Source organism: Bacillus sp. JJ634 (genome assembly GCF_036962285.1).
Lineage (GTDB): Bacteria > Bacillota > Bacilli > Bacillales > DSM-1321 > Peribacillus > Peribacillus asahii_A.
Window position 1 is genome coordinate 18474 of record NZ_JBALMU010000048.1, and the last position, 25342, is coordinate 43815.

23 protein-coding genes, 1 tRNA gene and 1 other RNA gene are annotated in these 25342 nt (G+C 39.1%); 20 read left to right on the forward strand and 5 right to left on the reverse strand.

Annotated features, from left to right (window positions below):
- Positions 1–3: 3 nt before the first annotated feature.
- The 4 genes from rapZ (at position 4) to V7068_RS09010 (ending at position 3263) form a co-directional block, all read left to right on the forward strand.
- Positions 4–915, forward strand: coding sequence for an RNase adapter RapZ (rapZ, locus tag V7068_RS08995; protein ID WP_499712399.1), 912 nt, complete (start codon positions 4–6; stop codon positions 913–915).
- Positions 890–1855 (forward strand): gluconeogenesis morphogenetic factor MgfK, encoded by a 966-nt coding sequence (gene mgfK / locus V7068_RS09000; protein ID WP_499712401.1) that lies wholly within the window; start codon positions 890–892, stop codon positions 1853–1855. Before rapZ ends, mgfK begins: the two co-directional genes overlap by 26 nt.
- A gap of 175 nt (positions 1856–2030) precedes the next feature.
- Positions 2031–2984 carry a DNA-binding protein WhiA gene (gene whiA / locus V7068_RS09005; RefSeq protein ID WP_499712403.1) on the forward strand — a complete coding sequence of 318 codons (954 nt, stop codon included), beginning with the start codon at positions 2031–2033 and terminating at the stop codon, positions 2982–2984.
- Between the two features lie 21 nt (positions 2985–3005).
- Complete coding sequence (locus V7068_RS09010) at positions 3006–3263, forward strand: HPr family phosphocarrier protein (RefSeq protein ID WP_252287324.1); 258 nt, start codon at positions 3006–3008, stop codon at positions 3261–3263.
- Positions 3264–3372: 109 nt separating this feature from the next.
- On the opposite strand, the gene clpP is transcribed toward V7068_RS09010, so the two are convergent.
- On the reverse strand, positions 3373–3978 hold the full coding sequence (gene clpP, locus V7068_RS09015; RefSeq protein ID WP_499712405.1) for an ATP-dependent Clp endopeptidase proteolytic subunit ClpP: 606 nt from the start codon (positions 3976–3978) through the stop codon (positions 3373–3375).
- 292 nt (positions 3979–4270) lie between these two features.
- Between clpP and V7068_RS09020 the strand changes: the two genes are divergently transcribed.
- The 11 genes from V7068_RS09020 (at position 4271) to V7068_RS09070 (ending at position 15316) form a co-directional block, all read left to right on the forward strand.
- Positions 4271–4342, forward strand: a tRNA-Arg gene (locus tag V7068_RS09020).
- 483 nt (positions 4343–4825) lie between these two features.
- Positions 4826–6148 (forward strand): RNA polymerase factor sigma-54, encoded by a 1323-nt coding sequence (rpoN, locus tag V7068_RS09025; protein ID WP_499712475.1) that lies wholly within the window; start codon positions 4826–4828, stop codon positions 6146–6148.
- A gap of 21 nt (positions 6149–6169) precedes the next feature.
- Positions 6170–6406 carry a glutaredoxin family protein gene (locus tag V7068_RS09030; protein ID WP_499712476.1) on the forward strand — a complete coding sequence of 79 codons (237 nt, stop codon included), beginning with the start codon at positions 6170–6172 and terminating at the stop codon, positions 6404–6406.
- Positions 6407–6547: 141 nt separating this feature from the next.
- On the forward strand, positions 6548–7570 hold the full coding sequence (locus V7068_RS09035) for a sugar-binding transcriptional regulator (RefSeq protein ID WP_499712407.1): 1023 nt from the start codon (positions 6548–6550) through the stop codon (positions 7568–7570).
- Positions 7571–7608: 38 nt separating this feature from the next.
- A complete protein-coding gene (gene gap / locus V7068_RS09040; RefSeq protein ID WP_499712409.1) occupies positions 7609–8616 on the forward strand; it encodes a type I glyceraldehyde-3-phosphate dehydrogenase in 1008 nt (335 codons plus the stop codon).
- Between the two features lie 347 nt (positions 8617–8963).
- Positions 8964–10148 (forward strand): phosphoglycerate kinase, encoded by a 1185-nt coding sequence (locus tag V7068_RS09045; protein ID WP_499712411.1) that lies wholly within the window; start codon positions 8964–8966, stop codon positions 10146–10148.
- Between the two features lie 33 nt (positions 10149–10181).
- Positions 10182–10943 (forward strand): triose-phosphate isomerase, encoded by a 762-nt coding sequence (gene tpiA, locus V7068_RS09050; RefSeq protein WP_499712413.1) that lies wholly within the window; start codon positions 10182–10184, stop codon positions 10941–10943.
- Positions 10936–12471 (forward strand): 2,3-bisphosphoglycerate-independent phosphoglycerate mutase, encoded by a 1536-nt coding sequence (gene gpmI / locus V7068_RS09055; RefSeq protein WP_499712415.1) that lies wholly within the window; start codon positions 10936–10938, stop codon positions 12469–12471. Before tpiA ends, gpmI begins: the two co-directional genes overlap by 8 nt.
- 27 nt (positions 12472–12498) lie before the next feature.
- Positions 12499–13794, forward strand: coding sequence for a phosphopyruvate hydratase (eno, locus tag V7068_RS09060; protein ID WP_375349568.1), 1296 nt, complete (start codon positions 12499–12501; stop codon positions 13792–13794).
- 360 nt (positions 13795–14154) lie between these two features.
- Entirely contained in the window at positions 14155–14418 is a 264-nt protein-coding gene (locus tag V7068_RS09065) for a CD3324 family protein (protein WP_499712417.1), read from the forward strand.
- A gap of 247 nt (positions 14419–14665) precedes the next feature.
- Positions 14666–15316: a FusB/FusC family EF-G-binding protein gene (locus tag V7068_RS09070; RefSeq protein ID WP_499712419.1), complete on the forward strand. Its 651-nt coding sequence runs from the start codon at positions 14666–14668 to the stop codon at positions 15314–15316.
- Positions 15317–15357: 41 nt separating this feature from the next.
- Here V7068_RS09070 and V7068_RS09075 read toward each other — a convergent pair whose 3' ends face one another.
- The 3 genes from V7068_RS09075 to V7068_RS09085 all read right to left on the reverse strand — a co-directional run bounded on the left by V7068_RS09075 (position 15358) and on the right by V7068_RS09085 (position 18349).
- Positions 15358–16809 carry a DHA2 family efflux MFS transporter permease subunit gene (locus V7068_RS09075; protein WP_499712421.1) on the reverse strand — a complete coding sequence of 484 codons (1452 nt, stop codon included), beginning with the start codon at positions 16807–16809 and terminating at the stop codon, positions 15358–15360.
- A 161-nt stretch (positions 16810–16970) separates the two neighbouring features.
- Positions 16971–17777 carry a M15 family metallopeptidase gene (locus tag V7068_RS09080; RefSeq protein ID WP_499712423.1) on the reverse strand — a complete coding sequence of 269 codons (807 nt, stop codon included), beginning with the start codon at positions 17775–17777 and terminating at the stop codon, positions 16971–16973.
- A 23-nt stretch (positions 17778–17800) separates the two neighbouring features.
- A complete protein-coding gene (locus V7068_RS09085) occupies positions 17801–18349 on the reverse strand; it encodes a hypothetical protein (RefSeq protein ID WP_252287311.1) in 549 nt (182 codons plus the stop codon).
- A 439-nt stretch (positions 18350–18788) separates the two neighbouring features.
- Between V7068_RS09085 and secG the strand changes: the two genes are divergently transcribed.
- The 5 genes from secG (at position 18789) to ssrA (ending at position 23421) form a co-directional block, all read left to right on the forward strand.
- A complete protein-coding gene (secG, locus tag V7068_RS09090; RefSeq protein WP_127761997.1) occupies positions 18789–19019 on the forward strand; it encodes a preprotein translocase subunit SecG in 231 nt (76 codons plus the stop codon).
- Positions 19020–19277: 258 nt separating this feature from the next.
- Positions 19278–20024, forward strand: a complete 747-nt coding sequence (locus tag V7068_RS09095) for an alpha/beta hydrolase (protein ID WP_499712425.1) — start codon at positions 19278–19280, stop codon at positions 20022–20024.
- Between the two features lie 32 nt (positions 20025–20056).
- Positions 20057–22414 (forward strand): ribonuclease R, encoded by a 2358-nt coding sequence (gene rnr, locus V7068_RS09100; protein ID WP_499712427.1) that lies wholly within the window; start codon positions 20057–20059, stop codon positions 22412–22414.
- 50 nt (positions 22415–22464) lie between these two features.
- Positions 22465–22932 (forward strand): SsrA-binding protein SmpB, encoded by a 468-nt coding sequence (gene smpB / locus V7068_RS09105; RefSeq protein ID WP_252287308.1) that lies wholly within the window; start codon positions 22465–22467, stop codon positions 22930–22932.
- A 127-nt stretch (positions 22933–23059) separates the two neighbouring features.
- Positions 23060–23421: a transfer-messenger RNA gene (gene ssrA / locus V7068_RS09110) on the forward strand.
- A gap of 230 nt (positions 23422–23651) precedes the next feature.
- Here the strand turns inward: ssrA and V7068_RS09115 are convergent.
- Positions 23652–24974 carry a M14 family zinc carboxypeptidase gene (locus V7068_RS09115; RefSeq protein WP_499712429.1) on the reverse strand — a complete coding sequence of 441 codons (1323 nt, stop codon included), beginning with the start codon at positions 24972–24974 and terminating at the stop codon, positions 23652–23654.
- Between the last annotated feature and the right edge of the window lie 368 nt (positions 24975–25342).

Genomic DNA, 25342 nt, shown 5'->3' on the forward strand with positions numbered 1-25342 from the left:
AATTTGAACGAACTGAAGAATGAAACACAATTAGTCATTATTACAGGAATGTCTGGAGCGGGAAAAACTGTAGCGATTCAAAGCTTTGAGGATTTAGGCTTTTTTTGTATCGATAATTTACCACCTGCGTTATTGCCAAAATTTTTAGAGTTAATGAAGGACTCTAGGAATAAGATGAATAAAGTAGCGATTGTGATGGACTTGCGTGGACGTGAGTTTTTTGATTCCTTATTCGTTGCTTTAGATGATTTGTCACAAACACCATGGGTCGTTCCACAAATTCTTTTTCTTGATGCTGACGATGCATCGTTAGTGCGAAGATATAAGGAGTCAAGAAGGTCGCACCCACTTGCTCCACTTGATCGTCCTTTAGAAGGAATTAAGCTTGAACGTCATCTCTTAGATGAATTAAAGGGAAGAGCGCAGCTGATTTACAATACATCACAATTAAAGCCGCGTGAGTTAAGAGAAAAAATCACGATGGAATTTTCCACTAGTAAACAACCTGTATTTACAGTCAATGTGATGTCTTTCGGCTTTAAGCACGGTATCCCAATCGATGCTGATCTTGTATTTGACGTTCGCTTTTTACCAAATCCTCATTATATTGAACATATGCGACCACAAACAGGGTTGGAAGAAGAGGTATCGAATTATGTGCTCAAATGGAGTGAGACAAAGAAGTTTTTAGAAAAAGTAACTGATTTGCTTACGTTTATGCTGCCATATTATAAACGTGAAGGGAAGTCCCAGCTGATTATTGCAATCGGCTGTACCGGTGGTCAACATCGTTCTGTTGCGTTAACAGAATATCTTGCTAACTATTTCAAAAAAGATTACACAACGCAGATTGCTCATCGTGATATCGAGAAGCGTAAGGGGAAACAGGATGCCAAAAAAACAGAAGCAACCTAAAGTAGTAATTATCGGCGGCGGAACAGGGCTGCCGGTATTATTACGAGGGCTCAAAAAACATCCTGTCGATATTACAGCCATTGTGACAGTTGCCGATGATGGGGGAAGCTCCGGCCGACTTCGTGAGGAAATGGATATTCCGGCTCCTGGAGATATTCGGAATGTATTGGCTGCGATGTCAGATGTGGAGCCCTTTATTGAAAAAATGTTTCAACATCGTTTTACTGAGAAAAATGAATTGTCTGGCCATTCTCTTGGGAATCTCATTTTGGCAGCTATGACTTCCCTAACAGGTGACTTTGTTCATGCGATTCAAGAAATGAGTAAGTTTTTGAATGTGCATGGAAAAGTTTTACCGGCTGCGAATCAAAGTGTTGTGTTACATGCAGAGATGGAGGATGGTTCGATTGTAAGCGGTGAATCGAAAATCCCTTTCTCAGGTAAGCGAATTAAGAGAGTATTTCTTACACCGGAACATATTAAACCACTAAGTGAAACGTTAACAGAAATTAAGCGGGCAGACTTGATTGTTATTGGACCGGGCAGCTTGTATACAAGTATTTTACCTAACTTGCTTGTTCCGGGAATTGGGAAGGCGATTGTAGAAGCCTCTGCGAAGAAAGTATATATTTGTAACTTAATGACACAAGCTGGCGAGACACTTGACTATACAGCAAGTGACCATGTGAAAGCGCTGTATAACCATGTTGGCTGTTCTTGTATTGATAGCATTTTAGTGAATAATGAGGAGGTTCCTCGCGAAATTCAACAACGTTATGAAGAGGAATTCGCTAAGCCTGTTGTTTATGATGTGGATAGCTTAAAGGATATGGGGCTTGAAATTATTCAAGATCGGATTTTTAGTTATGAAGGACATGTGGTACGCCATGATACGAAAAAAGTAGCGGAGTTACTTTATCGTATGATTGAAAAAAAGTAAGAAGCAGCGAGGAATGGTAAGCTGTAAATTGTCTAGCTCCAGCGGCTAGCTTGCTGTGAAAAACATAAGAGCCGCCAAAAGGCAAACAGCATTTGTGGGGACTCTTCCTATTTTTTTCACGAGCTGTTCGAGCCGCCTGCGCGTTTCTTCTTGTAATCGATTGGAGGTGAACAGGGTGTCTTTTGCTTCAGAAACAAAAAAAGAATTGACCACTTTAGAAAGCAAGGGCTGCTGCAGCAAAGCAGAACTCTGTGCGCTTATACGCATGAATGGATCTCTTTCATTTTCTAATCGAAAGTTAATTATCGATATTCAAACAGAAAATGCAGCAATTGCTAGAAGAATTTATACGCTGCTTAAAAAGAGCTATGAAGTGCAAGTAGAATTGCTAGTTCGAAAAAAAATGAAGCTAAAGAAGAACAATGTATATATTGTAAGAATATCAGCTGGCGGACAAGAAGTTTTAACGGATTTAGAGATTTTAGGTGAAGGTTTTGAAATTCTTCACCATTTATCCGATAACATCATAGGTAAGAAATGTTGTAAGAGATCTTATTTAAGAGGTGCTTTTTTAGCTGGAGGGTCGGTTAATAATCCAGAAACATCGTCGTATCATCTAGAGATTTTTTCACTTTATAAAGAGCATAATGATGCACTATGTGAGCTTATGAATATATTTGGATTAAAGGCCAAAACGTTAGAACGTAAAAAAGGTTATATTACGTATTTAAAAGAAGCCGAGAAGATTGCAGAATTTTTGAGCGTAGTCGGTGCGCATTCTGCTTTATTACGATTTGAAGATGTTCGTATTGTAAGAGACATGCGTAATTCGGTGAACCGGCTTGTTAACTGTGAAACCGCCAATTTAAATAAAACGATTGGAGCTTCTTTACGACAAGTGGAAAACATTCGCTATATTGAAGAGACGGTTGGCTTAAGTGTGTTACCAGATAAACTTAGAGAAATTGCAGAGTTAAGAGTCGCTTATCAAGATGTGACATTAAAGGAATTAGGTGAGATGGTATCAGGCGGGAATATTAGTAAGTCAGGTATTAATCATCGGTTAAGAAAGATTGACGAAATTGCAGATAAACTTCGTGGAGGAGAAGCATTGTCGGCGAAGAAATAAAGGGGATAGGAGGAAGATGGGATGGTGGAGAAACAAATAGAAGTACAATTGAAAACCGGATTGCAAGCTCGTCCAGCCGCTCTTTTTGTTCAGGAAGCAAACCGTTTTAATTCAGACGTCTATTTGGAGAAAGACGGTAGGAAAGTGAATGCAAAAAGCATTATGGGCTTAATGAGTCTTGCTATTAGCTCCGGTGTATCGGTAAAGGTTATTGCTGATGGGCGAGATGAGCAAGAAGCGTTAGAATCGCTCGTCCAGTTTATTCAACAAGAAGGGTAATACATGGAAAAAAGCGTCCTATAGCAGGACGCTTTTTTCTATAAGATAAAAGAAAATGTAATATGATATGCTTTAGTGTCTAGCTTCAGACACTTTACATTTTTCTTACTTAAGATTCTTTTTTCTCATCTAGTACATTACGAGTAATAACTTTATCAATTAAGCCGTATTCAAGTGCTCGGTCAGCTGTCATGAAGTTATCGCGCTCTGTGTCTCGTTGAAGAGTTTCTAACGATTGACCAGTGCGATCGGCTAAAATTTGGTTTAATTTTTCTTTTAAGAAAAGAATGCGACGAGCAGCAATTTCGATTTCTGTTGCTTGACCTTGCGCACCGCCAAGTGGTTGGTGAATCATAACTTCACTGTTTGGAAGAGCAAAACGTTTTCCTTTTTCACCCGCTGCAAGTAAGAATGCACCCATGGAAGCAGCCATTCCGATACATACAGTTGATACATTTGGTTTAATGTATTGCATTGTATCGTAAATTGCCATACCAGATGTAATACTTCCACCAGGGCTATTAATGTATAGAGTAATATCTTTCTCTGGATTTTCTGCTTCTAGGAATAATAGTTGAGCAACAATAGAGTTGGATACATTATCATCAATTGCGCTTCCTAGCATAATAATCCGGTCTTTTAATAAGCGAGAATAAATATCGTAGGCACGTTCCCCACGGTTTGTTTGTTCGATAACTGTAGGAATTAAGTTCATGTTTAGTTCCTCCTTTGATTAAGAAAGTGGTTAAATTTGTTTATGTATGTATGATACACTTTTTGGTCAATTTAGGTCAAACAAAACAACCTTATTTATGTATATATTTGTTCGACATTTTTCTAGTGACTCCTTCCAAAGATTTGGATTTCGCCTCTTCTTTGTTGCAATTTTTAATTAACCGTGAAAGTTCTTTATCCATCATATCCAAACGTGGCAAATTTAAACCATAAATTCACTTGCAAACATATCTTATCTAGCCTATAATGAACTGTATTAAAAAAATGATTTTGCCCTCGTGGTGCAACGGATAGCACGTAAGATTCCGGTTCTTGAGATGTGGGTTCGATTCCTGCCGAGGGCGTCCAAAAGCTTTCTCCTTCATAAAGTGAAGGAGGGGGCTTTTTTTTATTTTGCAGAGTGATTACCTACTATTTATTCACGTAGCCATTCCTTTACTCTACCTCTTAATTTGAAAGATTCATAAAGTGAAACTTTCACCCTTCACTGATGGTTAGCCACGTCCTGCGGTTACTGAGATTTCCGCTTCGCTTCAATCAAGTGACCGTACGCACCTGATTGGTGAAGGTTTACCAATCGGACCTTTACGGGCAGTTATTTCTCGCCTATCTTCTTTGTTTCCTCATGAGTTTTAGGGTGGGTTCTTACTGCCTGCTAAGTGCGGGATAAATTTTTTAGCATGCATTCGTCAATCTTTGTCGTAAATGTATGATTGCAACATATAGTGAATAAAAACAAATAAAAAGGTAAGCGTTTTCAAGAAAAGGTGTATGTTATTTTTTTCTAATATTGTAAAATAGAGTTGGGGAGGGATTTGCAAGTGAATATGAAAGCCGGATTGTTTCAACAGCAAACGTTAAAAATGGCAATGACTCAAGAGTTAACTCAATCGATAGCCCTTTTACAATATTCGACGCAGGAGCTTTCTGCCTTTTTAGAAAATAAAATGATGGAGAATCCTTTATTATCCGTTGATGAGCCTTCATCTACAATTTTTCATCTAGGAATGGATCGAAAAAAACGAAAACGGACGAAGAAAGATTATGATTCGGATTACTGGATTGAGCAAGCAAGTGAAGACCATCCTTCGCTTGAAGCCCATCTTCTATCACAAGTAAATCTTCAAAAATTAGCGAAAGAAGAGCAGAGAGCCTTCAATCTTCTTATTCAAAATTTAGATGAAAATGGTTATTTACGTGTTCAACTAGAGGACTTATGTACCCCTTCTATTACCTTTGATGCGTTACAAAACAGTCTGGAGTTACTCCAACAGCTTGAACCGCATGGTGTGGGGGCAAGAAACCTTCAAGAATGTTTATGGATTCAAGCCTATGCAGATGCTAGAGAGCCATTAGCCGAAATGATTTTACAAGACTACTTTCTTGAATTTGCTAATAAACGATGGAAAGAGCTTAGTAAGCAATTAGGTGTATCTTTACAAGACATTCAAAGAGTGTTTGATTATATTCAGACATTTAATCCACGACCAGCTTCATACTTTCATCAAGAAAAATCGACATATATTGTGCCGGACGTCATTGTTGAAGTTCGTGACGGCCAATTATTTATCGGCGATCTAGATGGCAATACACCAAAGTTAAGTGTTGATAAACAATATTTTCATAGAATGAAACAGCATCAAGATAAACAGGTTAAGCAATTTGTTCAAGAGAAATGGCAGGAGTATCAATGGATTTCACGCGGAATTCAACAGCGAAAGGAAACCATTTTACGAGTCATGCGCTGCATTGTGGAAAAACAACCAAAATGCTTTTATCATGGACTAGAATACGTACAACCAATGACGATGAAGGATGTAGCCGATGAGTTAGACATTCACGAATCGACGGTTAGTCGTGCAGTAAAAGGAAAATACGTACAGACTCCATTTGGCACGATTGACATGCGCACGTTTTTCTCTACTTCTCTTTCATCGACCGATTATGGGAAAGATATTTCGGGACTACAGGCTAAGAATTTATTAGCCGCTGCAATTAAGACAGAGAATAAGAAAAAGCCGCTTTCGGATCAAGATCTTGTTGAGCTATTACAAAAAGAACACGGTCTTGTATTAGCGCGCCGAACGGTGGGAAAATATCGTGAACAATTAGGAATCCCGTCGTCGTCGAAACGGAAACGCTTTGATTAAAAAGGATGATGGTAATTGGCAGTGAATGCATTTCAATTATACAGTCGAAAAAAATGTTCTTTATGTGATCAAGCAAAGCTCGTACTTGAAGAAATAAAGACGGAGATGGGAATTTTATATGAAGAAATTGATATTGACTGTAGTGATGAATTAACCGAGCGGTATGGAATAATGATTCCTGTTGTGCAATGGCAAGGGGAAATAGTTCAGTATGGTCATGTATGGAAAGAGGAATTGCTACAGAGAATAAAGAGATAATTTTTTAATTAATATTTGAAGAACGATTATAATCCTGCTAGAATAACATTATAGCAGGGATATTTTTTTGGTGTTCGTGGGACAATAAAGTCATATGCGGGACGTATAGTGTCCCTTTGGTCTGGATAGGAGTTTATACGAATGCAAATATTATTAGACATACAGAGAAAATTATTACCTGATCTCTTAGAAACGATGCAAAAACGATACAACATTCTTCGGTATGTGAAGGCTATGGAGCCTGTAGGACGTCGAAGTCTGGCTAATCATCTGCAATTGACAGAGCGAACGCTTCGAAGTGAAGTTGACTTTTTAAAAAACCAGAATCTTCTTGAAGTGCATAGTTCAGGAATGAATCTTTCTCAAGAAGGGCAGGAGCTTCTTGAACAATTAGAGGGGATTATGCGAGAAGTAATGGGGATAAATATATTGGAACAAAGGTTACGGGAGATGCTTCAAATTGATGAAGTCATTATTGTGTCCGGCAATTGTGATGAGTCACAGTGGGTGAAAAAAGAATTAGCAAAAGCCTGTGCGGCTCACATGAAGCATGAATGGAAAAATCGAAGGACCATTGCTATTACGGGAGGCTCGACAATGGCTGCTGTGGCAGATTCTCTTGTTTCGGATGAATATAGCAAAGGAGTTACCTTTGTCCCCGCACGCGGTGGAGTCGGTGAGATGTCTCAAAATCAAGCTAATACGATTGTTGAAAAAATGGCACAAAAAGTTCACGCTTCATACAAAGTTCTCTATGTTCCAGATCAATTAAGTGATGAAGTTTATGCTTCCTTGATGAAGGAGCCGTCCATGAAAGAAGTGATTTCGACGATAAAGTCATCAGAGATGGTCATTCATGGAATTGGAGAAGCGTTGGTAATGGCGGAAAGAAGAAAGTCTGAGCCAAGTGTTCTAACACGATTAGTGGAACAAAAGGCAGTTGGTGAGGCATTTGGATATTACTTTAGTGAAGATGGAGAAGTTGTTCACAAAGTGTTAACGGTCGGTCTACAGCTAGAGGATCTTACTCCTGAAAAGAAAGTGATTGCAGTTGCAGGGGGTAAAAAGAAAGCGAAAGCCATTCGGAGTTATATAAGGGGGACACATGCTACAACTGTTCTTATTACAGATGAAGCTGCAGCCCGAGAATTAATCTCTGGTTGAAAAGAAAAGCTAGGATGAACTTTAAGGAGGAATTTATAATGACAATAAAAGTTGGAATCAATGGATTTGGACGTATTGGGCGTGTCGCATTTCGTGCAGCATTAGCAAACCAAAATATTGAAATTGTAGCGATTAACGATTTAACAGATGCCAATATGTTGGCTCATCTGTTGAAATATGACTCTGTTCATGGAACACTTGACGAACAAGTATCAGTCGATGGCGAGTATCTAATTGTCGGTAGTCATAAGACAAAGGTATTAGCAGAACGTGATCCAGCGTCATTACCTTGGAGGGAATTGGGTGTTGATGTTGTTATCGAATCAACAGGCCGCTTTACAAAACGAGAAGATGCAGCGAAACATTTAGAAGCTGGAGCGAGAAAGGTTATTATTTCAGCACCTGGAACAGATGAGGATATTACAATCGTTATGGGAGTCAATGAAGAACAATATGATGCAGCGAGTCATCACGTTCTTTCTAACGCATCTTGTACTACAAACTGCTTGGCACCATTTGCGAAAGTGTTACAAAATCAGTTCGGAATTAAGCGCGGTATGATGACAACTATTCATTCATATACAAACGATCAACAAGTGCTCGACCTTCCTCATAAAGATTATCGAAGAGCGCGTGCTGCAGCAGAGAATATGATTCCTACTTCGACAGGAGCTGCAAAAGCTGTTGCTTTAGTTTTACCTGAATTAAAAGGAAAGTTAAATGGGATGGCTGTACGTGTACCTACACCGAATGTGTCGATTGTAGACCTTGTTGTGGAACTTGAAAAAGATGTAACAGCTGAAGAAGTAAATGCAGCATTGAAAGCAGCATCTGAAGGGGAGTTAAAAGGAATTCTTAATTATAGCGAATTGCCATTAGTATCTGGTGACTATAATGGAAGTCCTGCTTCTTCTACAATTGATGCTTTATCAACAATGGCATTGGAAGGTAATTTAGTTAAAGTACTATCTTGGTATGATAATGAAACAGGCTATTCTCATCGAATTCTTGATTTAATTGACTATATAGCGTCTAAAGGATTATAAAGTGAAGCTTCACACTCTCTTAATTAATGATTAGTTGCATTTACGGGCAATCCCCCTCCTCATAATCTTGAGGAGAGGGATTGCCCGTTTATTGTGTTGTAAGAAAAGAGTTTTTAAAAAAATCTCACTTTTGTGAGATTTTTTTAAAACTCCACTAAAAAAATAATACGGAAAATGATATCATAGATAGGGTTGTGCAGTTATATCCGTGATAACCTGTTTTTGGATAAAACAAAGCAAACAGATTATACTGAAAAAGAGAACAGGGAGAGTCAGGCTTCATCGGCATCTCCCTTTTTGACAGATAAATAAAAAGACGGACCAATTTTAAGGAGGTTCTTTACACTATGAATAAAAAGTCGATTAAAGATGTAGAGCTGAAAGGAAAACGTGTATTTTGTCGGGTGGATTTTAACGTTCCGATGCAAGATGGACAAGTTTCAGATGATACAAGAATTAAAGCAGCGTTGCCAACGATTTCTTATTTAGTCGAACAAGGGGCAAAAGTGATTCTAGCTAGCCATCTTGGTCGTCCAAAAGGTCAAGTAGTGGAAGAACTACGTTTAACACCAGTTGCCAAGCGATTAAGTGAATTACTAGATAAAGAAGTACATAAAGTGGACGAAGCATATGGGGAGGCCGTATTAGCTGAAGTCAATAAGCTAGAAGAAGGCGGTCTTTTATTATTAGAAAATGTTCGTTTTTATCCTGGTGAAGAAAAGAATGATCCGGAGTTAGCAAAAGCATTTGCCGAGTTAGCAGATGTCTATGTTAACGATGCGTTTGGAGCAGCTCACCGTGCCCATGCATCAACAGAAGGAATTGCCCATTACCTGCCAGCTGTTTCCGGCTTGTTAATGCAAAAAGAATTAGATGTATTAGGTAATGCCTTAGCGAATCCTGAGCGTCCATTCACAGCGATTATTGGTGGCGCAAAAGTAAAAGATAAAATTGATGTAATTGAAAACCTGCTTGAAAAAGTAGATCACTTAATCATTGGCGGTGGATTAGCTTTTACTTTCGTTAAAGCACAAGGATATGAAATTGGTACATCTCTTCTTGAAGAAGATAAGATAGAACTGGCCAAAGCTTTTATTGCGGCTGCAGAAGCGAAGGGTGTAAAGATGCATACGCCGGTTGATGCTGTTGTAGCACCAAAATTCGCTGCAGATGCAGAAGCGACAGCTGTGAACATTGATAGCATCCCAGCAGATCAAATGGCACTTGATATTGGTCCAAAAACGAGCGAGCTATATGCGAATATTATTAAAGAATCGAAGCTTGTTATTTGGAACGGCCCAATGGGTGTATTTGAATTTGATAAATTTGCAAATGGGACAAAAACAGTCGCTCAAGCTTTAGCAGACTCAACTGATACATATAGTGTAGTTGGCGGTGGTGATTCGGCAGCTGCAGCTGAAAAGTTTGGCTTGGCTGAAAAAATGTCACATATTTCAACAGGCGGCGGCGCATCTCTTGAATTTATGGAAGGGAAACAACTGCCGGGTGTTGTTGCGTTAAACGATAAATAAAAGCTCGTATAATAGAATGAAGGGATGGATGAAATGCGTAAACCGATTATTGCAGGAAATTGGAAAATGCATAAAACGCTTTCAGAAGCAACATCTTTTGTAAAAGAAATTGGTCAGCAAGTACCAACATCTAATGAAGTAGACACGGTTGTTTGTGCTCCAGCTCTTTTTCTTGGTCAGCTTGTTCAAGCATCCGAAAAAACAGATGTTAAAATCGGTGCTCAAAATATGCACTTTGAAGAAAGCGGTGCCTTTACGGGGGAAATTAGCCCTGCGGCATTAGCTGATCTTGATGTGGATTATGTTATTTTAGGCCATTCAGAGCGTCGTGAGCTGTTTAATGAAACAGATGAAGCAGTAAATAAAAAGGTACATGCGGCTTTTAAGCATGGACTAACCCCGATTGTTTGCTGCGGTGAAACACTTGAGCAGCGTGAAGCGGGACAAACGTTTGATTTTGTTGGCGGCCAAATTGAAAAAGCTCTTGAAGGATTAACAGAAGAGCAAGTGAAGCAAACTGTGATTGCGTATGAGCCAATTTGGGCGATTGGAACGGGTAAATCTTCATCATCGGAAGATGCGAATGAAGTATGTGCTCATATTCGTGCGGTTGTAGCGAAGCAAATGACGCAATCAACAGCGGAAGAAGTCCGTATTCAATACGGCGGAAGTGTGAAGCCAGAGAATATTAAAGAATATATGGCGCAACCTGATATTGATGGTGCGTTAGTTGGTGGAGCCAGTTTGAAAACGGCTTCTTTCTTACAATTATTGGAGGCGGGACGTTATGAGTAAGGCACCAGTTGCGTTAATTATTTTGGACGGCTTTGGATGCCGTTCTGAACAAAAGGGAAACGCAGTTTTTCATGCAAAAAAACCGAATTTTGATCGTTATTGGGGTCAATATCCTCATTCCCATTTAACAGCAAGCGGGGAAGCGGTCGGCCTACCTGAAGGGCAAATGGGGAATTCGGAAGTTGGTCATTTAAATATCGGTGCAGGTCGAATTGTGTACCAAAGTTTAACACGAGTGAATATTGCGATTCGGGATGGGGAGTTTGCTCAGAACCAAACATTCCTTGATGCAATCAATCATGCTAAGGAAAAAGGTACAAGCCTTCACCTAATGGGATTACTTTCAGATGGTGGTGTTCATAGCCATATTGATCATATGTATGCGTTGTTAAAGCTTGCTGCTAAAGAAGGCTTGAAGAATGTATACGTTCATGGTTTTTTAGATGGTCGCGATGTTGGTCCACAAACAGCAAAAGGCTATATTGAAGCAGCAGAAGCAACAATGAAGGAAATTGGTGTAGGTCAATTCGCGACGATTTCTGGACGTTATTATTCTATGGACCGCGATAAGCGTTGGGAGCGCGTAGAGAAATCTTACCGCTCTATGGTGTATGGTGAAGGTCCGGCTTATATATCAGCACTTGAGTGTGTAAACGACTCTTATGCGAATGGAATTTATGATGAGTTCGTTCTGCCATCCGTTGTGACGGATGCAGAAGGCAAGCCGGTTGCTACGATTCAAGATGATGATTCGGTTATTTTCTATAATTTCCGTCCAGACCGTGCCATCCAAATTTCAAACACGTTTACAAATGAAGATTTCCGTTCATTTGATCGCGGGGACAAGCATCCGAAGCACCTTCATTTCGTTTGCTTAACACACTTTTCAGAAACAGTAGATGGATATGTTGCTTTTAAGCCAACAAATCTTGATAATACATTAGGGGAAGTTCTTTCGCAAAACGGCTTAACGCAGCTGCGTATTGCCGAAACGGAAAAATATCCACATGTTACGTTCTTTATGAGCGGTGGACGTGAAGATGAATTCCCAGGTGAAGAAAGAATTTTGATTGCTTCACCAAAGGTTGCTACATATGATTTGAAACCAGAAATGAGTGCTTATGAAGTGACCGATGCATTAGTGGAGCAAATTGAAAATGATCGTTTTGATGCGATTATTTTAAACTTTGCTAACCCTGATATGGTCGGACATTCTGGTATGCTTGAGCCAACTGTAAAAGCTATTGAAACAGTTGATGAATGTCTAGGTCGCGTTGTTGATTTAATTGTATCTAAAGGCGGGACAGCGATTATTACAGCTGACCATGGAAATGCTGACGAAGTGATAACATTAGAAGGTAATCCAATGACCGCTCATACGACAAATCCAGTGCCTATTATTGTGACCAAAAATGAGGTAACATTAAGAAATGATGGTATTTTAGGTGATTTAGCTCCAACAATGTTACATTTGCTTGGTGTTGAAAAACCTGTTGAGATGACAGGGAAATCCCTAATCACTATATAATTACGAACAAAAAAGGAGAGATTTATTATGCCATATATCCAACATGTCTATGCACGTGAAGTATTAGATTCTCGTGGAAACCCAACAGTAGAAGTAGAAGTAGGAACAGAATCCGGATTTTTCGGACGTGCAATCGTGCCATCAGGTGCTTCAACTGGTGAATATGAAGCAGTAGAACTTCGTGACGGAGATAAATCTCGTTACCTTGGAAAAGGTGTTCAAAAAGCAGTTGATAACGTAAATGAAATTATCGCTGAAGCTATTATGGGCTTCGATGTAACAGATCAAGTAGGCATTGACCGTGCGATGATTGCTTTAGACGGTACAGAAAACAAAGGGAAATTAGGAGCAAATGCAATCCTTGGTGTATCTATGGCGGCTGCTCATGCAGCTGCTCAATTTGCTGAGCTGCCATTATACCGTTACCTTGGCGGATTCAATGCGAAGCAATTACCAACTCCAATGATGAATATCATCAACGGTGGATCACATGCAGATAATAACGTAGACTTCCAAGAATTTATGATTCTTCCAACAGGAGCTCCTACATTTAAAGAAGCAATCCGTACAGGTGCGGAAGTATTCCATGCATTAAAATCAGTTCTTGCTTCTAAAGGTTTAAACACAGCAGTTGGTGATGAAGGTGGATTCGCTCCAAACCTTGGTTCTAACCGTGAAGCGCTTGAAGTAATTATTGAAGCAATCGAAAAAGCTGGCTATAAAGCAGGCGAAGATGTTTACTTAGGACTAGATGTTGCTTCTTCTGAGTTCTACAACAAGGAAACAGGTAAATATGATCTTGTTGGTGAAGGACGTACAGGTTTAACATCTGAAGAAATGATTGCTTTCTACGAAGAATTGGTAAATGAATTCCCAATCATCTCTATCGAAGACGGTTTAGATGAAAATGACTGGGAAGGTCACAAATCATTAACAGAGCGCATTGGTGACCGCGTTCAATTAGTAGGCGATGACTTATTCGTAACAAATACGAAAAAACTAGCTCAAGGTATTGAGCAAGGTGTAGGAAACGCAATCCTAATCAAAGTAAATCAAATCGGTACATTAACAGAAACATTTGAAGCAATCGAAATGGCGAAACGCGCTGGTTACACAGCGGTTGTTTCTCACCGTTCTGGTGAATCAGAAGATACAACAATTGCTGATATCGCTGTTGCAACAAATGCCGGTCAAATTAAAACAGGTTCTATGTCACGTACAGACCGTATCGCAAAATACAACCAACTTCTTCGCATCGAAGACGAGCTTGGCGATTTAGCGGTATATGATGGTCTTAAATCTTTCTACAACATCAAACGCTAATTTTGACATAGTAAAAGTTGGCTGAATTGTGTCATACAACGTTTATGGCTTGAAACCTCCTATTTATGTGTGAGTAATCCGCATTAATAGGAGGTTTTTTTCGATAAAAAGTAAACAAGATGCAAGAAACTGTCATTTACTTTATAATAATATCAATTATAGGGAGGTGGAGAAAATGGCAAACAGGATAAGCTTGCCAGAATCTGCAGCGACTCATGCAAAGCCTAGTATTGGGAAGGCGATTCTTTGCATGGGGCGGACTTTTAATTAAACGAATATCGCCCAAGTAAGCATAGATTCATTTCTGATATACGGCTTTGCACCTTATTTTCATTTTTAAAAAATAAGGAGCTGGCAGAAATGAAATATGTAAAAGCGACGGCTGTTTTACCGAAAGCGCTTATTAATGAAATTCAAAAATATGTTCAAGGAGCAACGATTTATATTCCAAAACCAGAAGCAGCTCATCAGAAATGGGGGACGCGTTCTGGAAGCAGAAAGTGGATTGATGATCGAAACATTCATATTAGAAAGGCCTTTCAAAACGGGTCAAAGATGGATCAATTAGCTGAGGAATATTGTCTCTCCGTAGAAACAATTAAGAAGATTGTATATTCTAAATAAGAGTGGTCAGCACTGAGGATCTTGTATAGAGGTCACCAGTGCTTTTTGTATTATCGTCAGAATTTATAATATCAAGCGGATGATAGTATAAGAAAAAACATCGACTTTCGCCATTATGGGCGATAAGTTGTGTTTTTTAATATGCCGAATTTGTTTCTTACTCATTTTCTACATTGAATAAAAAAAGTGAATCTTTTAAAGTAAAAGCTAGATAAGATTATTTTTTTTATAAGTAGGAGTGATAAAGATGGAGCCGTTTATAAGAAGTGACCAATATAACTTTATCCGCAGGCAAACGCAGATTTTAATAAATGGTCATGCAACTGCTAATGATATACATGTTTTGACTACATTAAAGACACTTGCAAAAGAAAAAGTATTCAGTTTGTTCGAAGAGATAAGTGAGGAACAAGAACAGTTGCTCACTCCAATTATGGATGTGAAAGATAATGAAGGAGCCGAGGCCTTTCTTTTACAAGTGGAACCGTATGTGATTCCTTTTCAAACGATAACGGAGCAAACGATAAAGAAATTGTTTCCGAAAGCAAAGAAGCTAAAGGTCCCTGGATTAGAAAATGTGAATTTAAAGGAAACTTCATATGTAAGTTGGTATGATAAAGGATCCAATAGAAAGTATATAATAGCTCGACATAATCATAAGCTGAAAGGTCTACAAGGAACCTTTACGAGTTTAAATAAAAAAGGCATTTGCACATTATGTAATGCCCATGAGAAAGTAGGAATGTTTATGTCTGAAGCAAAAGGAAGAGGGGGAGAACAAGGCACATTTATTAAAAGAGGGAATTATATTTGTGAAGATAGTCAGAAATGTAATTATAACCTCATTACATTAGATAAATTACATGATTTTATCGAGCGGTTAAATGAAACAATATAGTTATCTGGATAACCAAACAAAAAAACTAACTCGGAAGGGAGCTAGTTTTTTTGTTCAACGTTTACACGTTTAATAAACAAGGCACATATGAGCCCAATCACGGAGACGATTAGAGCGAATACAAAGGCATCTTGAATACCTGCATTTAAAGAGTTAACAGCATTTAATGGATCATTAGGGTTTGTCACGTTACTCATATAGCTTTTCTGACCAGCTGACATAATGGTTATGGCAACAGCTGTACCAATTGCTCCTGCTACTTGTTGGAGCGTATTCATAATGGCTGTACCATCCGGATAAAACTGTGGCGGCAGTTGATTTAAACCATTTGTTTGAGCAGGCATCATGATCATGGAAACACCAATCATTAAGAAAATATGTAGAGCAACAACAAGAGTAATGGCTGTATCCATGGAAACGCTGCTGAACAACCAAAGAACAATAGTTACAATGACCATCCCAGGAATAACCAACCATCTCGGACCATATTTATCAAACAAACGTCCCATAACAGGTGACATGAACCCGTTGAGAATACCGCCTGGTAATAAAACAAGTCCGGCAGCAAAGGCGGATAGCGCCAACCCGCTTTGTAAATAGAGCGGCAGCATAATCATGGAGGACAGAATCGTCATCATTCCAATAAAAAGGAGGATGACACCTAATGTAAACATTGGAAATTTAAAGGCGCGTAAATTCATCATCGGTTGCTGCATCGATAATTGTCGAATAGTAAACAAAATAAGCGCAATGATTCCGACAAGTAAAGCGATGATTACTTTTGAACTGCCCCAGCCTTCTCCTTCTCCTGAGACACTAAATCCATAAACGACTCCGCCAAAGCCAAATGTGGATAAGATAATCGATACTATATCAATTTTTGGTTTTGTGATCGTTGATACATTTTCCATAAACATAATTCCGCATATAAGGGAAAGGGCAAAAAATGGAAGAGCCATCCAGAAAATCCAATGCCAGCTAAGGTTTGCAATAACCAATCCTGAAATCGTTGGACCGATGGCAGGTGCAAACATAATGACGAGACCGATAAGCCCCATAATAGACCCTCTTTTATGAATCGGGAAAATCAGTAAAATCGTATTAAACATTAAAGGTAAAAGCAGTGCTGTACCAATGGCTTGAATAACACGAGCTGCTAATAAAATCTCGAAGCTTGGCGCAAGAGCGGCAATAAGCGTTCCGATAATGGAGAAAATGAGTGATGTAATAAAGAGCTGTCTCGTTGTAAACCATTGAAGTAGGAGTCCTGATACAGGAACTAATATGCCGAGTGTTAATAAATAGCCTGTTGTTAACCATTGAACGGTTGAAGGTTGAATGGCGAAAATTTGAATTAAGTCGTTCAGTGCGATATTTAGCGCAGTTTCACTAAATAAACCGATAAATCCAGCAATTAAAAACGATAGTAAAATCGGAAAGGTTCTATACTGCCTCTCCTCTTGTTGAGTCTTTTCTTGCGTTTGTGCTTGCATGGTATTCCCCTCTCAAAAAAGTAGATAAAACAGTTAAGAATAACTGGATATTCCCCGTTATTTCTCTAATGAAATTCCTCCAATATTTTTAGCCTATGTTAAGCTACTCGATAATAACATAAAAAGTGCCTAATAAACGGATTAGGCACTTTTTTTGCATATTATTTTTTTGTTGCTTCTGTATCAACAGGTACAGCATTATAATATTCCTCTAATGTAATACCGTTTTCAAAAATTTCTGTTGCTGCTTCTATCCCCAGATAACGTAAGTGCCAAGGTTCATATTTATAGCCCGTAATATGTTCTTTTCCCTCTGGGTAACGGATAATAAAACCGTATTCATGTCCATGTTTCGCCAGCCATTCTGCCTCTGCCGTATCCCCAAAACAATCTTGCGCAGCACAGGCCCCATCAGCTGTTGTGACATCGATAGCCAATCCTGTTTCATGCTCGCTTGTTCCTGGAAGGGCACTGTATGTTTTAGCATTCTCTAGGCCGTCGCGTTTTACATAGTTGTTAAAAAGTGATACTTGGGTTTCGTGAGAACGATAGGCGGAAACACCGGCTAAATGTAAGTTTTGTTTTTTAGCGGCTCTGAACATTTTTTCTAAAGCTTTTGCTGCTTCCGCTCGCATCATTCTTTTTTCAATTTTTTCTTTAAAAATAAAGTCTACTTTCGGATAAATGAGATCAGCAGGTTTATAATCTTCCGGAAGGCTATATTCTTTATTCACAAGAACAGCAATATTTTCAGGTTCGGCTAACGTGTACAGCCCTGCTTGAGCTGGTTTGGCGGATTGGTCAACTGCCACTTCACGTATTTCTTCGAGCTCTTCCTGCTGTTGTGCAGCTGGCTCTTTTTGTTCTTTTTCTTGAGAAATATGTTGATTATCTTGCTGCGTAAATGAACAACCTGAAATGAATAACAAGGAAGATAGGGCGGTTGCTGTAATTGCTTGTTTTAACATGAGTAAGACTCCTTCATTTGTACTTATCGAAACCAATATTCGCGCTGTAGTTCTTTCTGATATTTATCAAGGAATAATCCAATCCAAATAACCATTAATAAAATGGGATAATCATCACGAACAACAGCATCGATAATAGGTGCCGACCAAAAATGTTCTAAAAAACGGTTAGCAGGAAATTGACTAAATGTTTCATATAGGACGATGCCTTGAAGTGAGAGCCAAAGAATCGTTAACGTATTTGTTCCAAATCCAATAACAGCGGCAATTAAACTTAATGCGACGGCAATGAGTCCAAAAAGTAATATACGAAAATCAGCTTGGAAAAAGTCAATAGGGCTATTGGATAAACCGTTGTAAATAATAGCTGTAAAATAAATAGTTGTTGTAACATAGGCTGCAAATAGCAATAATCGATTTCCTTGATATTTTGCAAGCAAAAGCAAAATAGGGGAAAGGACGATTAGTAACATGCTGACGATATTGCTGCCGCTTGTCCATAAAGCATAGCTAGCTATACCAGATAAAATGATAGCTAGAAAATCGAGAAATCGCAATATATTTTGTAGCATCAACGACACCTCTTTCTAGAGCCTATAGAAATTATCTCAAAGTTTAGGTAGAAAAGAAATGAAGATTCAATTTTTTTACTTAAGGACACCAGATTGTAGAATTTTTCCTAGTTTATTTATGAACGTTCCAAGGTACTTTCGCTTTTCTGATTGTCTAGCGCCGGCACCTAGCTCACGGTGAAAAAGATAAGAGTCACCAAAAGGCAAAGAGCGCCTTTTTGGGCCTCTTCCTATTTTCTTCGTGAGCTGCCCAAGGTGCTTTCGCTTTTCGTGTTGTCCAGCGCCAGCACCTAGCTCGCTGTGAAAAAGATAAGAGTCACCGAAAGGCAAAGAACGCCTTTCCGGGCCTCTTCCTATTTTCTTCGCGAGCTGCCCGAGGTGCTTTCGCTTTTCTTTTGAATATGGTAAAGTAAAAGTAATGTCTTGGAGGTGTTCATGCATGCATGCTTTATTAGTGACACTTTTAGTAATCGTTTGTATCGCATTGATTGCTTGTGTATTACTGCAGTCAGGAAAAAGCGCAGGTCTATCTGGCGCCATTTCCGGTGGTGCAGAACAATTATTCGGTAAACAAAAAGCGCGTGGCTTAGATTTAGTTCTACATAGAGCGACAGTTGTATTATCTGTTATTTTCTTTGCTTTAACGTTGCTGATCGCTTATTTTGAATAAACGGATATTAAAGAGGTCTAGCTAATGAGCTAGGCTTTTTTCTATGTTCTTTTTTTAAGTATAAGCTTTGTTATAGCTAAACGTATAAAGTTTCGTTCCTCTTTGGTGTCTAGTTTGAGCTAAGAAACACTCGCCTTGCGCTTTTATGACTTTAGCAGGTATAGTTGAGAAGTAGTAAATGAAAAAATTAGTATGGTAAGAATATTTTTCCCTATTTATGAAGAGATATAAACGTTTCGTGTAAAAGGAGTTTTTGGAATGAAGATTAGATTGCCGCAGCCCTTTACATTTGAAGGCGGGAAACGTGCTGTATTATTGCTGCATGGATTCACTGGGAATTCATCTGATGTTCGAATGCTTGGCCGTTTTTTAGAACAACGAGGTTATACTTGTCACGCACCGCACTATAAAGGTCACGGTGTCCCACCAGAAGAGTTAGTCACAACAGGTCCTGTGGATTGGTGGAAAGATGTAATAACGGGCTATGATTTTTTGAAACAGAAAGGTCATGAGGAAATTGCCGTAGCAGGACTGTCTCTTGGAGGCGTATTTTCTCTTAAATTAGGATATACTGTCCCTATTAAGGGTATTGTAACAATGTGTGCACCAATGTATATAAAAAGCGAAGAAATCATGTATGAGGGTGTTTTGCAATACGCTCGTAATTTTAAAAAACATGAGGGAAAAGAACCTGAGCAAATCGAATTAGAAATGAAGAAGTTTGTAGAAACACCGATGAATACGTTACAAGCGTTGCAGCAATTAATTACGGATGTACGGAATCATGTGGATCATATTTATGCGCCAACTTTCGTTGTTCAAGGGCGGCATGATGCGATGATTAATATAGATAGTGCCAATATTATCTATGATTCTGTACAATCTTCAATGAAAGAACTAAAGTGGTATGAGGAATCAGGCCATGTCATTACGCTAGATAAGGAACGTGCACAATTGCATGAAGATGTCTTTTCATTTTTAGAAAGTTTAGATTGGAATGAGTAAAAATATACCCTAATGTAAGGAGGGTTTTGAATATGGAAGAACAAATCGATCAACATATCGAGCGGCTTCTATCTTATATGAAAGAAGAGGCATATAAGCCGTTAACTGTTCAAGAGTTAGAAGAAGCTCTAGGAATTGAAGATTCAGCAGATTTTAAGAACTTTGTGAAGGCGCTTGTCAAAATGGAAGAAAAGGGTCTTGTCATTCGGACGAGAAGCAATCGCTATGGCCTGCCGCAAAAAATGAATTTAATTCGTGGGAAGTTGTCTGGGCACGCGAAGGGATTTGCTTTTGTTACACCTGAAGATGAACCAGGTGCAGATGATATTTTCATTCCACCAAATGAAACAAAGAGCGCGATGCACGGCGATACTGTTATGGTTCGAGTTTCTACGGAAACAAGCGGTTCAAGACGAGAAGGAACCGTGATTCGAATTCTTGAACGGGGCGTAACGGAGATTGTCGGTACGTATTCTGAAAGTAAACATTTTGGATTTGTCATCCCAGATGATAAAAAGATTGCAAGCGATATCTTTATTCCAAAACAAGTAAATGGCGGCGCTATTGAGGGACATAAAGTAGTTGTAAAACTAACTTCTTATCCTGAAGGGCGTACAAGTGCAGAAGGAGAAGTCATTCAAATTCTTGGCCATAAAAATGACCCAGGTGTGGACATTTTATCTGTGATTCATAAGCATGGTTTGCCATTAGAGTTTCCTCAGGAAGTGATGGACCAAGCGAATGCTGTGCCAGATACTATTGCGGAAAGTGAAATCGGCAATCGCCGTGATTTACGAAATGATGTGATTGTAACGATTGATGGTGCTGATGCGAAAGATTTGGATGATGCCGTTACGGTTACGAAGCTCGATAATGGCAATTACAAGCTGGGCGTTCATATTGCCGATGTTAGTCATTATGTAACAGAAGGTTCACCTATTGATCGAGAAGCGTTAGAAAGAGGGACAAGTGTTTACTTAGTAGACCGAGTGATTCCGATGATTCCGCATCGTTTATCAAATGGTATTTGTTCTTTGAATCCACAAGTCGATCGTTTTACTTTATCATGTGAAATGGAAATTACGCCTGAAGGGGAAGTCGTACAGCACGAAATTTTTGAAAGTGTGATTAAAACGACAGAACGAATGACGTACAGCGATGTGAATAAAATTTTATTGGATCAAGATGAAGAATTGCTTGCGCGTTATGAGCCGATTATTCCGATGTTCCAAGAAATGGAGAAGCTTGCTGAGATTCTGCGTCGTAAACGGATGAATCGCGGAGCCATTGACTTTGATTTTAAAGAAGCAAAAGTGCTCGTTGATGAAGAAGGGCATCCATCGGACGTTGTTCTACGCGAACGCTCTGTGGCAGAACGATTAATTGAAGAGTTTATGTTGGCAGCGAATGAGACAGTAGCAGAACATTTCCACTGGTTAGATGTTCCGTTTATTTATCGAATTCATGAAGATCCAAAGCCAGAGAAGTTACAACGCTTCTTCGAATTCATTACAAACTTTGGTTATCTTGTTCGTGGATCAGCGAATGAAGTGCATCCACGGGCTTTACAAGAAATTATTGAAGCGGTAGAAGGCAAGCCGGAAGAAATGGTCATTTCTACGGTCATGCTTCGTTCGATGCAGCAAGCGAAATATGACCCGGAAAGCTTAGGTCACTTTGGTCTTTCTACGGAATTCTATACACATTTCACATCGCCGATTCGCCGTTATCCAGATTTAATTGTACACCGCCTTATTCGCACGTATTTAATTGAAGGCAAATTGGACCCTGCTACACAAGAAAAATGGGATTCCTTGCTGCCTGATATTGCAGATCATACATCTAAGCGGGAGCGTCGCGCTGTAGATGCTGAGCGTGAAACAGATGAGCTGAAAAAAGCAGAATATATGCTTGATAAAATTGGCGAAGAGTATGATGGAATTATTAGTTCTGTTACGAATTTTGGTATGTTTGTGGAGTTGCCAAACACAATTGAAGGGCTTGTTCATGTAAGCTATATGACTGATGATTATTATCGCTTTGATGAACGTCAACTAGCGATGGTAGGAGAACGAACAGGAAAAGTGTTCCGAATTGGGGATGAAATTTCGATTCGGGTTAGCAATGTAAATAAAGAAGAGCGTGCAGTTGATTTTGAAATTATCGGTATGAAAGTGAGTCGTCCACGTCCATCTTCTGGTGAGAAACGTGTATTTAAAGCAAATGCAGGAGAGAAAAAGCGCGGCCGCGGCGGACGAAATGGTCGTGATGAAGGACGTGGAGGTCGAAACTCTGAACGTTCCTCGTCTGAACGAAAACCGAAAAAAAAGAAAAAGTTTTATGAAAATGCGCCGTCTGCTAAGCGTAAGAAAAAACCAAAAAAGAGATAATGTATGAGAGAGGATGAGTCATCATCCTCTCTAAAGAAGGGGAGAGCAAGATGCCAAAAGGAGTAGGCAAGCAATTAGCACAAAATAAAAAAGCGTACCATGATTATTTTATTGAAGATACGTTTGAAGCTGGTATAGTGCTTCAAGGAACAGAAATTAAATCGATTCGAGCAGGCAAAGCGAATCTAAAGGATTCCTTTGCGAAAATTGAACGCGGGGAACTATATTTGCACAACATGCATGTCAGTCCGTATGAGCAAGGAAATCGTTATAATCATGATCCATTGAGAACGAGAAAGCTATTGCTTCATCGCAAGGAAATTAATAAACTAATAGGTGAAACAAAGGAAACAGGTTATACGATTGTTCCGTTAAAATTATATTTAAAAAACGGTTTTGCAAAAGTATTAATTGGGCTTGGTAAAGGGAAGAAGCAATACGATAAGCGTGATGACTTGAAGAAAAAAGAAGCAAAACGTGATATTGAACGAGCTTTCCGTGAACGTCAAAAGATGTAGTATTTTTACAATAACTTACAATTGATTTTTTGAAGAAACATGCTATAATTATTCTTGTAACGATGACAACTGAATAACACAGCAAACAATGCTTGCTATTCATTCTCGTACGCTCCATTCTTATACTGGGGACGTTACGGATTCGACAGGGATAGTTCGAGCTTAGGTTGCGAGTCGAGGGGATCGGCCTCGTTAAAACGTCAAAGCCTATAACTGGCAAACAAAACAACAACTTAGCTTTCGCTGCTTAATAACAGTCGATAGCTGTTCCTCCCTCCATTGCCCATGTGGTAGGGTCAGGGACTCACTCTAAGTGGGCTACGCCGGATTCCACCGTCTGAGGATGAAGGAAGAGAACAATCAGACTAGCTGCTCAGACGCCTGTCGACAGGCAAATGAGTAAGCGAAACATGAATATGTCGACTACACTCGTAGAAGCTTAAGTGCCGTTATGTCTGGACGTGGGTTCGACTCCCACCGTCTCCACCAATACATATGTTGGTGGTTTTTTGCTTTATTTTTTAGGGAATTTATGCTTGAATTTTGTGATTTTATTTAATATTGCAGATACATTTGTTGCTTTAAAATAAAATTTGATCAAATTAATACTAATAACCTTTATATATAATTATCCTCTGTTCTAAAAATCTAAACAATTATAGCTTTATAAGCAAAGAGCAGTGATTCTATCAATCACTGCTCTTTGCTTTTTCCCATGTTTAAAAACCTGTGTCAGCGTCTCGTGTTGTTGGATCACTGATACTGTTCGAGGATTCCGGAATGTCATCGTAAACTTGAGGATCAACATTGTAAATGGAACCGTCAGCCAGACCTTTAAATACCTCATACAATGGAACTTTAACAGTTTCCTTTAGCATACCAGCCTGTTTTTGGCCAAGTGTTTGGCTCTGTCCTTTTATTTCGATCAGCATAATCGCAGCGTCATTTAACGCAAATGCACCGAGAGCCGTACCAGGCAGGTTCACATCCCGATATTTTTGAATGGCTCCATAATGTGAGAAGCCTCGCTGTAATGCCAGATTGGACAGGGCATTTACTTGTTTGCCCAGCTTCAGAACATCTGCATCTACTTCATATTGTTTTCCGGTGAAAGGATCTGTGTAAGGGTCGGCAACCACTGCCGCAAATTGAACTGGAACGGAGCGGTTATCTTCATCTGAAACGGTATTGAAGCCTCGGTGATGAACATCTACGTATACGTCTGGTCTAAATTCTTTGAAGACAGAGGAAACAGTACGAGCCTCAGCCGTTACAAAAAATCCTCCGTAATTGCTGTTATTTGTTGTCCTGCTATTTAAAAATGCTGCTACCTGAGATTTGTCTTGATTTTCAATTCTGAAGTCTAAGTTCGGATTGTAGTCACGATTTTGGTCATATCCAGGAATGCCGTATACGACTCGGCCGTTATTGTTTTGTGCGCGTTCACTGCCGTCGGCGTTGTAGTACCAAGGTGCCGTAGTATCACCTGGTAATCCGATATTTCCTGGAAGCCATGTTTGGTGTGTATACCTGGTCGGATACCAAGTTCCTTCATATTGGTTATCGGCGCCTTCTGGATTGATGCGCGGCATAATCCAGATTGACACCTTATCTAGTATTTCATCTACTTCCTTGCCGCCGCTTGATAGTTTTTGGATAATATCAATGGCTGCTTCAGTGCCGATTTGCTCATTTCCGTGAATTTGAGTGGTAATGAGAATCCGTTTCTTGTTTGGATCAGCCTCTCCAAACTTTACAACATACAATGGATCGCCCTTTTCTTCTTCAGTTTGGTAGCCATCAGGAGCCAAATTTGAATATCCGGCAATCTCCAGCTTCATCTTGCCTTTTGAGGAGGCTTCCAGTTTTTGAAGCTTTTTGGCTAACTCTTCATTGGACATGTAGCTTGAGAGCGAGATATTTTGCTCGTTTTCTACATAAGGTCCGTTTGGGTTTGATTGCGGCGCTGCAAGGGCTGTAGAAGACACTGCCATAGTTAGAGCCATTGCCGTCGGAACGACCAGCCTTGAAATTTTCCTCATCACACTTCCCCCTAATAATCTTGTAATCCCTTGATTTTCAGATATGTATAATAAGTGTTTAGGGACTCTAATAAAATAATAATCGAAAATGAATTGGAAGTTTAGGTAAAAATTGTAAAATTTGGAAATTTGATTCTTTTGGTACACATAATAATGATAGTGAATTTCTTAAGAACTAAATTTTGTAAGTAAAAGAGTGGTGATAAAGTCCCTCTTATTTACATGTTCAACAGATAACGGAAAGGAATCATCGCGCAATTATATTTGAAAGAATAACCCTTCAAATGATAGTTTAGCTCTTAATAATTCTGGACCATATTTTCCATTTTTAGTTATTACCTATAGATATAAAAAGGTTAAAGTTTTTT